We start from the raw sequence: 14285 nt of genomic DNA, 5'->3' as shown, positions 1-14285 counted from the left end.
CTCACTCCGCCAGCCGGTAGCCGGCATCCGCGTGGGCGTCGGCCAGGGCGGCGCGCAGGTCGGTCTCGGTTCCGGCATGGATGCGGTAGAGAAGATCCCCCGCCGCGACCGTGCTGCCCACCGGGGCCACCAGATCCACCCCCGCGCCCTTGTCGGCGGGCGCACCGGCGCGCCGGGCGATACCGCCCACCCGCCAGCCGTCGATCAGCCGCACCTCGCCCGCCGCCGTGGCCCGCACCTCGCCCACCAGGGGCGCCGGCAGGATCGGCGCGGCACGCCGGCCCTGCAGGTCGACGATGCGATCGAGCGCCTCGCGGGCCGCGCCGGAGGCCAGCAGCTGCTCGGCCCGGGCCCGGGCCTTGCCGAGGCCCAGCTGCGGATCCCACGCCAGAATGCGGCTGGCGAAGAACAGCGCCTTCTCGCGCAGATCCACCGGCGCGTCGGGATGCCCCTCCAGCACCTGCAGCACGTCGCGCACCTCGAGCGCCGGGCCGATGCCGCGGCCGATGGGACCGGAGCCATCGGTAGCGTGCGCCTCCACCACCAGGCCGAGCCCCCGCCCCACGGTCTCGAACAGGCGCACCAGCTCGTGCGCCTCCTCATAGGTGCGGGTCTTGGCCCGGGGGCCCACCGGCACGTCGATGGCCACATGGGTGGCGCCGGCCGCCAGCTTCTTCGACAGGATGGAGGCCACCGACCAGCGTACGGAATCGATGCCCAGCGGCCGGGTGATGGCGTTCATCACGTCGTCCGCCGGGGAATGGTTGAGCCGGCCGTTCCAGGCGATGCAGCCGCGCGCGCCCTCCACCACCCGGCGCACGTCGTCCACCGTCAGATCCACCCGCGCCAGGGTCTCCATGGCATCGGCGGTGCCGGCCGCCGAGGTGATGGCGCGGGACGAGGTTTTCGGAATGGCGATGCCATAGGCGGCGACGATGGGCACCACGATCATGGTGATGCGGCTGCCGGGAATGCCCCCCAGCGAATGCTTGTCCGCCACCATGGGCTCGTTCCAGACCATGCGATGGGCGTGATTGGCCCGCACCCGGGCCAGCGCCTCCACCTCCGCATCGGTGAGCGAGGCGGCGGCGGTGACAAGGAAAGCGGCGACCTCGCGGTCGGCATAGCGCCCTTCCACCACATCGCGGATCACCATGTCGTAGCGGGCCTCGTCGAGGGCCTCGCCGCGGATCTTGGCCCGCAGCGCATCCATGCTGGCCGGTGTCGGGGTGCGCTCCACCTCCACCGACGCGCCTTCCGGCAGCGCCAGCTCCTCGAATGCATGCTGTGACAAACCCACCTCGTTGGGGCCGACGATGTCGCCACGGTCGGTCACGTGCACCCGCGCCCGCACGCTGGCGCCGTTGCCGCGCACATCGATGCGGCCGGGGCCGAGGAATTCCTCCGCCGGCACCGCCCGGCAGTCCTTGTGCAGGTAGGCGATATTGTCGTGCCAGCTGTCGATGGCCACCGCCTTCACCCGCAGCAGCCGCGCCCGGCCGGCCTCCAGGCAGGCGATGAAGCGCCGGGCGCCCTCCTCCAGGCTGCCGTCATTCACCACGGTGACGATCTCGAGCTCGGAAGGCAGTGCCTTCACCTCGCGGGTGAGGCGAGCGGCGATGTCCTGCGCGGTTTCCCGCCCGCGCGCCGCCAGCCGCTGGGCCAGCACGGCCGCCGGGGCGGTGACATGCACCACCAGGGTCTGCGGCACCCGCCGGGCGATCTGCGACAGCACCGTGCGCGAGACGTTGGCCACCACGTTGCGCCCGGCGGCGAGGTCCGCCATCAGCGACAGCGGCAGGCCGTAGCTTAGCCCATGGGCGTCCCAGGACGACAGGAAGGCGCCCTCCTCCCGCATGCGGGCGAAGTCCTCCGGGGTGATCGGGATATGATCCTCGCCGCCGGCGCCCGCCGGGCGCGTCACCATGCGCCGCGCGAACAGCCAATTGGGATCGCCGCCGAAATGCGCGCGCGCGCGGTCCATGAGGCTGTCCTTGCCGGCTCCGCTGGGGCCCACCACCAGGAAGAGCGTGCCTTGGGTCGTCATGGTCAGATCACCGGAAGCATCTTGCGAAAGGAAGGAGCGGCGCCCGCACCGCGGACGCCGCAGTCAGGTCCGTCCCCGTGGGGGCGGACCGTGGGGGTCTTTGAGCTCACTCGGGCGCGTCGAGGCCGATGTCCACGGCCGGCGCGCTCTGGGTGAGGCGGCCCGAGGAGATGAAGTTGACGCCGGTCTCGGCGATCGCCCGCACCGTCTCGTAGCGCACGCCACCGGAGGCCTCGAGCAGCACGCGGCCATCCACCATCTTCACGGCGGTGCGCATGTCCTCGAGCGACATGTTGTCGAGCATGATCACGTCAGCGCCGGCGGCCAGGGCTTCTTCCACCTGGTCGAGGCGGTCGCACTCCACTTCCACCTTGGTGAGCACCGGCACACCCGCCTTGGCGCGGGCGACGGCGGCGGTGATGGAGCCGGCAACGGCGATGTGGTTGTCCTTCAGCATCACGCCGTTGTCGAGGCTGAGCCGATGGTTGCGGGCGCCGCCGCAGCTCGCCGCATGCTTCTCCAGGCCGCGCAGGCCGGGGGTGGTCTTGCGGGTGTCGATCATGCACGCCTTGGTGTGGGCGATGGCCTCCACGTAGCGGGCGGTCTCGGTGGCGATGCCGCACATGCGCTGCAGGATGTTGAGGGCGGTGCGCTCGGCGGTGAGCAGGCCGCGGGCCGGGCCGGTGACGCGCATCAGGACATCACCCTTCGCGATGCGCTGGCCATCCTTGACGCGCACGTCGAGCTGGGCGGACGGCACATAACGCTGCACCACCATGACGGCCACGTCGATGCCCGCCACCACCATGGGCTCGCGGGCGTTGAAATCGAAAGTGGCGATGGCATCCGCGTCGATCATCAAGGTGGCGGTCAGGTCGCCCTGGCCGACGTCTTCCTGGAACCACAGATCGATAAGGCGTTCGGTGTGGAGGCGATCGAACATGCTTGGTTTTCCCGTGTTAACTCATATGTATACAAACTAATTTCCCGCACCACTTCCATTAGAAGTGGATTTTGACAGTTCTTCCTAGCGGGCGTGTGACCGGGCGGCCACCACCGTTCCGTCGCGACCGAGGAAGTGCAGCACCAGCAGTCCCACCAGCAGCACCGCGCCGAGGCCGATGGCCACGAGATTGGTGGTGATGAGGGCGGCGCCGGCAAGGCCCAGCCCCAACCGCATGCCCCTGGCGATCGGCCGCGTCAGATACCCCTCCAGCGCCGCCACCAGGGCGATGACGCCGGCGAGGGGGCTCAGCATGCCCACCGCGATCGCCCCCGGCGAGCCCATCAGCAGCAGGCTCGGATCGGTGATGAACACGAACGGGATGATGAAGGCCACCAGGGCCAGGCGGCAGCACAGGAAGCCGACCCGGATGGGGTCCGTGTCGGCAATGGAGGCCGCGGCGAAGGCCGCCACCGCCACCGGTGGCGTGATGGCCGACATGGAGGCGAAGTAGACGATGAACAGGTGCGCCGGCAGCAGCGGCACATCGAGGGCCAGCAGCGCCGGCGCCGCCAGCACGGCCGCCAGGGTATAGACCGCCGGGGTGGGCATGCCCATGCCGAGGACGATGGTCACCACGGTGGCGATCAGCAGGGTCAGAAGGTAGTTGCCGGCGGCCAGGGCGAACAGCGCCGAGGAAATCTTGCCGGTGAGGTCGGTCACCGCCAGGGTGCCCACCACCAGGCCCGCCACCGCGCAGGCGACACCAATGCCGGTCATGCGCCGCATGGCCTCGTTCAGGGCATCGCCGAACCCGGTCACCGCCTTCACCGGCTGCCGGCGGTTGCGCCAGATCAGGATCGGCACCAGGGCCGCGAAGGCCAACGCACCCGACAGCGCCGGTCGGTTCAACATCAGCACGCAATAGACCAGCAGGCCCACGGGGATGAGATAATACCAGCCCCCCTTCAGCACCTCGAGCACCCGCGGCACGGTGCTGCCGGCCTCGCTCAGCACGGCCCCTTCGAGGCGCGAGCGGAAATCCACGGCCAGGTAGATGGCGAGATAATAGAGGAAGGCGGGGAAGATGGCCGCCAGCGCGATGGTGCCATAGGAGATGCCGGTGAAATCCGACATCAGGAACGCCGCCGACCCCATGACGGGCGGCAGCAGGGCGCCGCCGGTGGACGCGGTGGCTTCCACCGCGGCCGCGTAGTTGCGGGTGAGGCCGGTGCGGATCATCAGCGGAATGGTGAACGATCCGGTGGTCACCACATCGGAGGTGGGCGAGCCGGAGATGGAGCCGTAGAGGCCGGAGGAGACCACCGCCACCTTGGCCGGTCCGCCCACCTGGCGCCCCACCAGGCTGTTGGCCACGTCGAAGAAGAAGTCACCGCCGCCGGCGCGGTCGAGCAGGGCGCCGAAGGCGACGAAGACGAACACCAGAAACGCCGCCACTTCCAACGCCGAGCCGAAGATGCCGTTCGGAGTGAAGACGAGCTGCGTGAGGGTTTCTTCCAGGCTCATCCCGCGATGGGAGAACGCCCCCTCAAGATGGGAACCGAATGCCGCATAGCTCAGAAAGACCAGAACCACCGCCACCAAGGTAAAGCCGATGCACCGGCGGGTGGCCTCGAGAACGAGAAGGATCAGCGTGATGGCCGCCACCTGATCGAGCGGCGTCAATTCGTCGATCATCGGGATGCGCTGCTCGTAGACCGGGTGCATCCAGATGAAATAGCCGCAGATCAGCAGCGAGAGGATCGCCGCCACCGTGGAAAAGACGGTGCGGGTGCGCGGCCGCTGCGGGTTGCCCGTGGTGGTGAGGAAGGCCACCGACAAGATCGCGCCGAGGAAGATGTAAAGGCCGATCATCTGGTTGACGTACCAGCCGAAGGCAATCGCCACGAACAGTGCGGCCACCGCCGTGCACAGCGCGTAAACGAAGACCGTCTCGACGCGGCCCAAGGCACGCGACTTGCCCGGACCGATCAGCTGAACCAAGCTCATGATATCCCTCAGATCCGCCTGGCGACGGGGGACACGCACACGCGCCTCCCGCCACACTGCTGGAACGATCGGGCGTCGCCGCCCGCCGACCTCACTTCAGGAGGCCGGCCTCGCGATAGGCCTGCGCCGCGCCGGGATGCAGCGAGAGCGGGGCCACGTCGGGCAGCTGCGAGGGCTCCATCTTGCCGAAGGTCACATAGGCCTTCTTCAGGTAATCATAGTTCTTGATCATGGCGGCGGTGACCGCGGCCACTTCGGCGTCGGGCATCTTCGAGGAGGCCAGCAGCACCACCGAAGCCGTCACCGTCTCCACCGGCTTATCCTCGAAACCGTAGGTGGTGGCCGGGATCGTCACCGGCTTCACGCCTTCTGCATCCACCAGCTTCTTGACCGCATCGGCCGGCACCGGCAGCAGGCGGATCGGCAGATCGCGGGAGATGGCATTCACCTGACCCGATGGGAAGGCCAGCATGTTCAGCACCAGATCCACCTGCCCGTTCTTGAGCATATCAAGCCCGGCATTGAAGGACACATATTCGATCCGGCCACCCCAGTCAGTGATATCCTTCAGAGAAATGCCGGACGACTTGAAGACCTCCTCACCGATCACCGCCATGGTGGTGCCGCGTTGATTGAAGGCAATGCGAACGGGGATTTTCTTCTCACGAATATCCGCCAGGCTCTGGATCGGCCCATCGGCCTTCACCACGATCTGCACCGCCGCCAGGGGATCCAGCAACGCCACCGCGCGGATGTCGGGCGTCGCCGCCTTGAACGGCGCCAAGCCCTTGATTCCACGCAAGGCCATCTGCGCGTGGGCGATGCCGAGCTGCACCCGGCCGGACTGCACCAGCTGCACGTTGGCAGCATCCACGCCGGGCTCATAGGTGAAGGAGGAATCCGGCGCGCCCATGCGGATGGTTTCGCCGATGGCGGCGCCCATGGCGCTCCAGGCGCCGCCGACGGAGCCGCCCGCCAGCGTGATCTTGAGCGGCTCGGCGGCGAAGGCGGCCGTGGCGACCATGCCACCGGCCAGAACGGCCAAGGCGGCCTTGCGGATCATGGATTTCGTCATGCTGTCCCCTTCCAGTGCTGGAACGGCTCATCTGAGGTCTCGACGCGGCGCACAAGTCTCACCGCACCGCAACAACAGACATCACCGCCCAATCGTCAACACCGCACTCTGGATTTATTGTTTGTGCGCAAATGATGAAGAATTAGGACATAATCATTCCAAGGTGTCAACGCAGCAGCTGGTCAAGTTTTGACCACGCCACAAACGATTGCAGATGATCTTGAGAACACCCAAAACGAGCGCTGGAACAGACATCGCTTGCGCCCGACATTCCGGCACGCGCGCCGGCAAACCCGCCGCCCCTTCCAACAAATCCCGGCCTGCCGACACGCGTAGCCCACGCCCTGCATCCCCCGGCGGCCTTGGCAACCCAACGGAGCCCATGTGCGCACGCTCGCCGCAGCCGGCCTCGCGACACGCGGGACGGGGCAAATTATGGGCAGCAGCTGCACGAAATTGCGACAGCGAGCGACCGCAGGCGACCCACCCGGCTTCGCCGCCCATGAGAGGGGCGCGAGGCGGCGCATTGATGCGCATCAAAATCTGCAGCAAGCGCTCGGCGTCGGATTGACACAGCCGCGAAAGCGTTCCTATGATCCATAAATTAATTGGTCGATTAATAAATTAATACGACCGCCTTCTGGAACAATCGCAACTGCCCGAGGCCCTCCCGCCTCAGGATGCCGGGGAACTTCGCATGAAAGCTGCCTCCTACGGGCTTCTGCTCGCGCTCGCCGCCAGCCCTGCCGTCGTCGCCAGTCCAGCCGTCGCCGAGGATGAGATCCGCATCGGCCTCATCCAGCCGCTCACCGGCTCTGTGGCCTACAATGGCAAATCGGTGGTGGACGGCGCCAAGCTCGCCCTCGCCGACATCAACGCCGCCGGCGGCGTGCTCGGCAAGCCCGTGCGCCTTGTCATCGAGGACGGCCAGTGCAAGCCGGCCAACTCCGTCAACGCCGTCGAAAAGCTGGTGCAGCGGGACAAGGTGGTCGCCCTCATTGGCGCCTTCTGCAGCTCCGCCACCGCCGCCATCATGCCCGTGGCGCAGAAATATCAGGTGCCGCTTCTGACCGGCGTGTCGTCCAAGGCGGACCTGACCGAACAGAACAATGCCTATTTCTACCGCGCCGCCGAGACCGACGCCCTGCTGGCTACGGCATTTTCGAGCATTCTGGCCAACAGCCTGAAGCTGAAAACCGTCGCCTATATCGCCGTCAATGACGATTGGGGCCGCGGTGCGGTCGCCGAATTCGATCGCGATCTCACCGCCCTCGGGGTGAAGACCGTGGCCACCGAGTATTTCGACCACGGTGCCACAGATTTCTACACGCTGCTCACGAAGATCCGCGCCACCCGTCCCGATGGCATCGTGGTGGCCGCCGAGACCCAGGATGGTTCGATCCTGGTGAAACAGATCAAGGAACTCGGCCTGTCCGCCAAGGTGTTCGGCGTCGGCTCCTGGGCCACCGCCGATTTCATCGACCTCGCCGGCGAGGCCGCCGAGGGGCTTTATGCGGCGGTGCCCTATGTCTCCACCCTTGAGACGCCCCGCAATACGGCGTTCGTGAAGGCCTATGAGGCGCAATATGGGGCCAAGCCCGGCAAGTATGGCGCCGCCGGCTACAACGCCGTGAACATCATGGCCGCCGCCATCGCCCGCGCCGGCAGCACCGAGGCCCCGGCCATCCTCGCCGGCCTCAAGCAGACCGACTATGCCGCCCCCAACGGCACCTACAAATTCACCGACAAGGGCCAGGCCTATGGCTTCGAGACCGCGCTGGTGAAGATCGAGGGCAAGAGCCCCAAGGTCATCGCGACCGCGCCGGTGGATGCGCCCCACTGATGCGTGCGCCGGCGGCTCCCGGCCGCCGGCCCCCAACCACCGGCGACGCGCCCCCTTCTTGGAAAGACCCATGGATCTGTTTCTTCAGTTCCTCACCAACGGGCTGATCAACGGCGCCTTCTATGCGCTCTCCGCCCTCGGGCTCACGCTCATCTTCGGCCTCATGCGTGTGGTCAACTTCGCCCATGGCGAGATGTACATGCTCGGCGGGGTGCTGGGCTGGTTCTTCACCACCCATCTCGGCCTGAACTTCTTTCTGTCCGTCGCGCTGGTGGCGGCGGTGATGGCCGCCTTCGGCCTCCTCATCGATCGCTTCCTTATCGAGCGGCTGCGCGGGGAGGGCGAGGAGCCCGGCATTCTCTTCACCATCGGCCTGTCCATCTTCCTCGCCAACGTCACCTTGCTGGTGGTCGGCCCGGCGCCGCTGAAGGTGGCTGGCGCGGTGCCGGAGGGCGCCCTTTTCATCGGCCCCATCATCGTCACCAAGCTACGGCTGATGGCGGTGGCGGTGGGCATTGCGCTGATGATCGCCACCCACGCCCTCATCCGCCACACCCGCCTCGGCCAGGCCATGCGCGCCACCTTCCAGGATCCCATGGCGGCGAGCCTCTCCGGCATCCGCGTCGCCCGCGTCCATGCCGCCACCTTCGCGCTCGGCTGCACGCTCGCCGCCCTCTCGGGCATGCTGCTCGCCTCCATCTATTCGGCCCAGGCCAGCGTCGGCGGCCTGGTCAGCCTGAAGAGCTTCGTGGTGGTCATCCTCGGCGGCATGGGCTCGTTTCCCGGCGCCGTGGTGGGCGGGCTGCTGCTGGGCGTCGCCGAGTCCCTGTGGGGCGGCTACGTGGCCACCGGCATGGTGGACGTGATCGGCTTCGTGCTCGTCATCCTCATCCTGCTGTTCCGGCCCCAGGGCCTGTTCTCCAGCTCCAGCGAGAGGGCCTGAGCCATGCCGTCCGATTCCCGTATCCTCTTGACCCTGCTGGCGGCGGCGGCGCTGTTCCCGCTGGCGGTGCATGATCCTTATGTGCTGCACATCGCCATCCTGGTGCTGTTCTATGTGGTGCTGGCCTCCAGCCTGAACCTCATCGTCGGCTATGTGGGCGAGTTCTCCCTCGGCCACACCGCCTTCCTCGGGGTCGGCGCCTATGCCGCGGCGCTGCTGGCGCAGAAGGCCGGCTGGCCGGTCTGGGCCACCATCCCGGCGGCCGGGGCCCTGGCGGCGGTGGCCGGCGGCTTCATCGGCGCCATCACCCTGCGCCTCAAGGGCCCGTATTTCGTCATCGTCACCCTGTCTTTTGCCGAGGTGCTGCGGCTCGTCGCCAACAACTGGATCGCGGTGACCAACGGGCCGATGGGTCTTGCCGGCATCCCGCAGGGCTTTCTCCAGGACAAGCGCCTGTTCTTCTACGCGGTGCTCGCGGTGGCCGCCGTCACCCTCTATCTGTGCTACCGCTTCGTCCATTCCAATGCCGGGCGCGGCGCCGTGGCGGTGCGGGAAAGCCGCTTCGTGGCCCAGTCCATCGGCATCAACCCGTTCGGCTCGGCCATGCTGGCCTTCGTGCTGGGGGCGGGCCTCGCCGGGCTCGCCGGCGGCTTCTATGCCCACTACATCACCTTCGTCGGGCCGGACATCTTCCAGTTCAGCTTCATGGCCAGCATGATCATCATGGTGCTGATCGGCGGAAAGGGCACGTTGATTGGCCCGATCATTGGCGCTGCCATCGTCACGTTGCTTGAGGAATACCTGCGCGACATGCAGGAACTACGACTCACCCTGTTCGGCCTGATCGTCATGGCGGTGGTGCTGTTCCTGCCCAATGGCATCATCAGCCTCGCGCCGAAGCTCAAGCGCCTGCGGCCCCATGCGCCGGCCCGTCCCGTCTCCGCCGACCGAGGGGTGCTGTGATCATGTCCCAAACCCATCCCACCCCCGCGACGCCGCTGCTGGAGGCCGACAACCTCACCATGGTGTTCGGCGGCCTCATTGCCGTGCGCGACTTCTCCTTCCGCCTCATGCCGGGGGAGATCGTCGGCCTCATCGGCCCCAACGGCGCCGGCAAGACCACCTGTTTCAACATGATCACCGGTTTCTGCCCGGCCAGCGCCGGCACGGTGCGGTTCAAGGGCGCCGACATCACCCGCCGCCGGCCGTTCGAGATCGCCCGGCTCGGCCTCGTGCGCTCGTTTCAGAAGACCAGCGTGATGAAGAAACTGACCGTGTTCGAGAACGTGCGCACCGGCCACTACATGCAGGGCCGCCAATCCCTGCTCGGCACCTTCCTGCCGGGCGCCCGCACCCGCGCCAGCGAGGCGCGCATTGCCGAGAGCACCGCGCAGATCGTGGAAACCCTGGGCCTCAGCCACCGCGCCGATGCCCCGGCCCACCTGCTTTCCTGCGGCGAGCTGCGGCTGCTGGAAGTGGCGGTGGCCCTCGCCGCCAAGCCCGAGGCGCTGCTGCTGGACGAGCCCGCCGCCGGCCTCAACAGCCACGAGGCCCATCTGTTCGGCGAAACACTGAAGCAACTGGTGGGCCGCGCCGTAACCGCCTTGCTGCTGGTGGAACACAACATGAGCCTCGTCATGAACACCTGCGACCGGGTGGTGGTGCTCAACTTCGGGCAGAAGCTGGCGGAAGGCCGGCCGGAAGAGGTGCGCGCCAACCGCGAGGTGCAGGAAGCCTATCTCGGAAAGGCCGCCGCATGAGCCAGACAGCGACCCAGCCGCCGGTGCTCAGCGTCGAGCAGATCCACGTGGCCTATGGCAGCACCGCGGCGCTGCACGGCATCTCCTTCGAGGTGCACAAGGGCGAGACGGTGGCGCTCATCGGCGCCAACGGCGCCGGCAAGAGCACCACGCTGCGGGCCATTTCCGGCCTGCTGAAGCTGCGGTCCGGCGCCATCCGCTTCGAGGGGCGCGATATCGCCAACCAGCCGCCCGACAAGGTGGTGGCCGCCGGCATCGCCCATTGCCCCGAGGAACGGCACGTGTGGCCGGCCATGACAGTGGAGGAAAACCTCAATCTCGGCGCCTTCCTGTGCCGCTCGCGGGCTGAGCGGGAACAGCGCATCGGCATGGCCTACCACCGCTTTCCGCGCCTGCGGGAACGGGCCCGGCAATTGGCCGGCACCCTCTCCGGCGGCGAGCAGCAGATGCTGGCCATCGCCCGCGCGCTGATGTCCGAACCTAGCCTGCTGATGCTGGACGAGCCGAGCCTCGGCCTCAGCCCCAAGATGGCCGACGAGGTGTTCGACGTGGTGCGCGCCATCAACGGCCACGGGGTCACCGTGTTGCTGGTGGAGCAGAACATCTACAACGCCTTGGACGTGGCCTCCCGCGCCTATGTGGTGGAGACCGGGCGCACCCGCGCCGCCCGCCCCGCCGCCGCCCTCAGGTCCGATCCGGAACTGCTGCGCGCCTATCTCGGCGGCTGAGCGCCGGCGGATCGCACCACCCCTGCCCCACAAATTAAATAATCACACAATTAATGCCGCAGAGCCGGCATTGGCACGACAGGAGAGCGAAGTGAAACGACCGAAGACCATCGGCATTGTCGGCGGCGGCATCGGCGGCGTCGCGCTGGCCGCCAACCTCATCGCCCGCGGGTTCGAGGTGCGCCTGTTCGAGCGCGCCGAGGCGTTCGGCGAGGTGGGCGCCGGCATCCAGATGACCCCCAACGCGGTGAAGGTGGTCAAGGCCCTCGGCCAGCTCGACAAGATGCTGGCGGTAGGCTTCCTGCCCGAGGCCATCGTCGGCCGCAACTGGCGCTCCGGCCGGGAGAGCTTCCGCACCCCGCTCAAGGCGGTGTGCCCGGCGATCTACGACGCGCCCTTCATCCACATCCACCGCGCCGACATGCACGCCATCTTCGCCGCCTTGGTGCCCGAGCGCGTGACCACCTTCGGCGCCGCCTGCACCGGCGTCGTCCAGGGCAAGGACAGCGCCACCGCCACCTTCGCCGACGGCTCCAGCTTCGAGGCTGATCTCATCGTCGGCGCCGATGGCGTGCGCTCCGCCGTGCGCAACACCCTGTTCGGCCCGGAAGCGCCGCGCTTCACCGGCCACATGTGCTACCGCGCCCTGGTTCCGGTGGAGGGGCTGGTGGACTATGTGAGCCCCGACGCCTCTTTCTGGATGGGCCCGAAGAGCCACCTCGTCACTTACTACGTGCGTGGCGGCAAGGCGGTGAACATCGTCGCGGTGGCGGAAACCGCCGCCTGGGTGGAGGAATCCTGGAACGCCCCTTCGAGCCAGGCCGAGCTGATGGGCAGCTTCCGCGGCTGGCACCCCAAGGTGGAAAAGCTGTTCAGCCAGGTCACCGAGGTCTTCAAATGGGGCCTGTTCGATCGCGACCCCATGACCTCCTGGTCCAAGGGGCGGGTGACGCTGCTGGGCGATGCCGCCCACCCCATGCTGCCGTTCCTCTCCCAGGGCGCGGCCATGGCCATCGAGGATGCCTATGTGCTGGCGGCCGCCCTCGCCCACCACGGCGCGGACGTGGCCGGCGCCCTCAGCGCCTATGAGGCCGAGCGGCTCCCCCGCACCAGCCGGGTGCAGCTGGAGGCGCGCGAGCGCGGCCGCACCTATCACCTGCCCTCGCCCATGGCCCAGGCCAAGCGGGATTTCATCTACTGGCTGCGCGGCCTGCTCAATCCGCAGGCCACCGGCATCCAGGCCAACTGGGTCTACGCATACGACGCCCGCAAGTTCGAGGCGGCGCGCGATGGGGCGCAGCCGCGCCTCGTGGCCTGATTTCAGCGAGACGAGACCATGACGGACAAGATTTATCGCATCGGGCAGATCGTGCCGAGCTCCAACACCACCATGGAGACCGAGATCCCCGCCATGCTGGAGGCGCACGCGCGCACCCACGGCACCCGCTTCACCTTCCATTCCAGCCGCATGCGCATGAAGACGGTGAAGAAGGAGGAGCTCGCCGCCATGGACGGCGAATCCGACCGCTGCGCCCTGGAGCTCTCCGACGCGCGGGTGGATGTGCTGGGCTATGCCTGCCTGGTGGCCATCATGAGCATGGGCAAGTCCTATCACCGCATCTCCCAGCAGCGGCTGCACGGCCGCACCGTGGAGAATGGCGCGCCGGCCCCGGTCATCACCAGCGCCGGCGCGCTGGTGGAGGCGTTGCCTGCCATCGGCGCCAAGAAGATCGTGGTGGTGGCCCCCTACATGCGCCCGCTGGCGCAGATGGTGGTGGACTACATCGCCCATGAAGGCATCGAGGTGCAGGATTTCCGGGCCCTGGAGATCCCCGACAATATCGAGGTGGGGCGCCATGATCCGGCCCGGCTGCCGGGCATCGTCGCGCAGATGGATTATGGCGATGCCGATGCCATCGTGCTCTCCGCCTGCGTGCAGATGCCCTCGCTGCGGGCCATCGCCGAGGTGGAGGCGCGCACCGGCAAGCCGGTGGTGACGGCCGCGGCGGCCACCACCTATGCCATGCTCAAGGCGCTGGATCTCAAGACCTTCGTGCCCGGCGCCGGCGCCCTGCTCTCCGGCGCCTACTGAGGACCGCGCCATGACCCGCACCTTCCTTCATGGCGCCAACGTCCGCGCCAACGGCATCCGCCAGCACGTGCTGCGCTTCGGCGGACGCGGCCGGCCGCTGCTGCTGCTGCCGGGCATCACCAGCCCTGCCATCACCTGGGCCTTCGTCGGCGAGCGCCTCGGCCGCGTGTTCGACACCTATGTGGTGGACATCCGCGGGCGCGGCCTCTCCGAGAGCGGCGATGCCCTCGACTATGGGCTCGATGCCATGGCCGCCGACGCCGCGGCCTTGGCCGAGGCGCTGGGCCTGCGCAACTACGTGCTCGCCGGCCATTCCATGGGCGCGCGCATCGCCCTGCGAGCCCAGGCCCGCCACGGTGCCGGGGCGGCGCAGCTGGCGCTGGTGGATCCGCCGGTGTCGGGCCCCGGCCGGCGGCCCTACCCGGCCAATCTCGCCTGGTATGTGGATTCGATCCGCCTCGCCGCCGCCGGCTGCGATGGCGCGGCCATGCGCGCCTTCTGCCCCAGCTGGAGCGAGGAGCAGCTGGGCCTGCGCGCCGAATGGCTCCACACCTGCCACGAAGGCGCGGTGCGCACCGCCTTCGCCGACTTCCAGAATGACGACATCCATGCGGATTTTCCGGCCCTCGCCTGCCCCACCCTGCTGATGGTGGCGGGCCGCGCCGGCGTCATCACCCCCGCCGACGAGGATGAGATCCGCACCCTTTGCCCCGCCATCGACATTCGCCGGGTGGCGGACGCCGGCCACATGATCCCGTGGGACGACGAGGCCGGCTTCCATGCCGCCCTCGGCGGCTTCCTCGGCGTGCAGCTGTGATCCGTTCCCCGCGCCGAACCTCAAAGG

The 14285-nt window shown here is 68.0% G+C and carries 12 protein-coding genes; 8 read left to right on the top strand and 4 right to left on the bottom strand.

Translation table 11 applies throughout. The annotated features are described in order from the left end of the window. Position 1 precedes the first annotated feature (1 nt). From phnN to MEU52_RS15695, 4 genes are all read right to left on the bottom strand, one after another. Positions 2-2047 (bottom strand): phosphonate metabolism protein/1,5-bisphosphokinase (PRPP-forming) PhnN, encoded by a 2046-nt coding sequence (gene phnN, locus MEU52_RS15710; protein ID WP_238122205.1) that lies wholly within the window; start codon positions 2045-2047, stop codon positions 2-4. Positions 2048-2153: 106 nt separating this feature from the next. Further along, on the bottom strand, positions 2154-2990 hold the full coding sequence (gene nadC, locus MEU52_RS15705; protein WP_238122206.1) for a carboxylating nicotinate-nucleotide diphosphorylase: 837 nt from the start codon (positions 2988-2990) through the stop codon (positions 2154-2156). An 84-nt stretch (positions 2991-3074) separates the two neighbouring features. Next, on the bottom strand, positions 3075-5000 hold the full coding sequence (locus MEU52_RS15700) for a TRAP transporter permease (protein WP_238122207.1): 1926 nt from the start codon (positions 4998-5000) through the stop codon (positions 3075-3077). A 91-nt stretch (positions 5001-5091) separates the two neighbouring features. Next, positions 5092-6075 carry a TAXI family TRAP transporter solute-binding subunit gene (locus tag MEU52_RS15695; RefSeq protein ID WP_238122208.1) on the bottom strand — a complete coding sequence of 328 codons (984 nt, stop codon included), beginning with the start codon at positions 6073-6075 and terminating at the stop codon, positions 5092-5094. Positions 6076-6772: 697 nt separating this feature from the next. Here MEU52_RS15695 and MEU52_RS15690 point away from each other — a divergent pair. From MEU52_RS15690 to MEU52_RS15655, 8 genes are all read left to right on the top strand, one after another. Next, on the top strand, positions 6773-7918 hold the full coding sequence (locus tag MEU52_RS15690; protein ID WP_238122209.1) for an ABC transporter substrate-binding protein: 1146 nt from the start codon (positions 6773-6775) through the stop codon (positions 7916-7918). 70 nt (positions 7919-7988) lie between these two features. Then, entirely contained in the window at positions 7989-8861 is an 873-nt protein-coding gene (locus tag MEU52_RS15685) for a branched-chain amino acid ABC transporter permease (protein ID WP_238122210.1), read from the top strand. Between the two features lie 3 nt (positions 8862-8864). Then, a complete protein-coding gene (locus MEU52_RS15680) occupies positions 8865-9824 on the top strand; it encodes a branched-chain amino acid ABC transporter permease (protein WP_238122211.1) in 960 nt (319 codons plus the stop codon). 2 nt (positions 9825-9826) lie between these two features. Then, positions 9827-10621 (top strand): ABC transporter ATP-binding protein, encoded by a 795-nt coding sequence (locus tag MEU52_RS15675; RefSeq protein WP_238122212.1) that lies wholly within the window; start codon positions 9827-9829, stop codon positions 10619-10621. A gap of 23 nt (positions 10622-10644) precedes the next feature. Next, positions 10645-11349 (top strand): ABC transporter ATP-binding protein, encoded by a 705-nt coding sequence (locus tag MEU52_RS15670; protein WP_443267378.1) that lies wholly within the window; start codon positions 10645-10647, stop codon positions 11347-11349. A 91-nt stretch (positions 11350-11440) separates the two neighbouring features. Beyond that, the gene (locus tag MEU52_RS15665; RefSeq protein ID WP_238122214.1) at positions 11441-12667 is read left to right on the top strand and encodes an FAD-dependent monooxygenase; all 1227 of its coding nucleotides are present in this window, start codon (positions 11441-11443) and stop codon (positions 12665-12667) included. An 18-nt stretch (positions 12668-12685) separates the two neighbouring features. Continuing rightward, positions 12686-13441, top strand: coding sequence for a maleate cis-trans isomerase family protein (locus MEU52_RS15660; protein WP_273546264.1), 756 nt, complete (start codon positions 12686-12688; stop codon positions 13439-13441). A 10-nt stretch (positions 13442-13451) separates the two neighbouring features. Then, a complete protein-coding gene (locus tag MEU52_RS15655; RefSeq protein ID WP_238122215.1) occupies positions 13452-14258 on the top strand; it encodes an alpha/beta fold hydrolase in 807 nt (268 codons plus the stop codon). The last annotated feature ends 27 nt before the right edge of the window (positions 14259-14285 follow it).

Origin of the sequence: Xanthobacter sp. NM-25 (assembly GCF_022138605.1) — a bacterium.
Lineage (GTDB): Bacteria > Pseudomonadota > Alphaproteobacteria > Rhizobiales > Xanthobacteraceae > Xanthobacter.
This window is presented reverse-complemented; position numbering and strand designations above follow the sequence as displayed.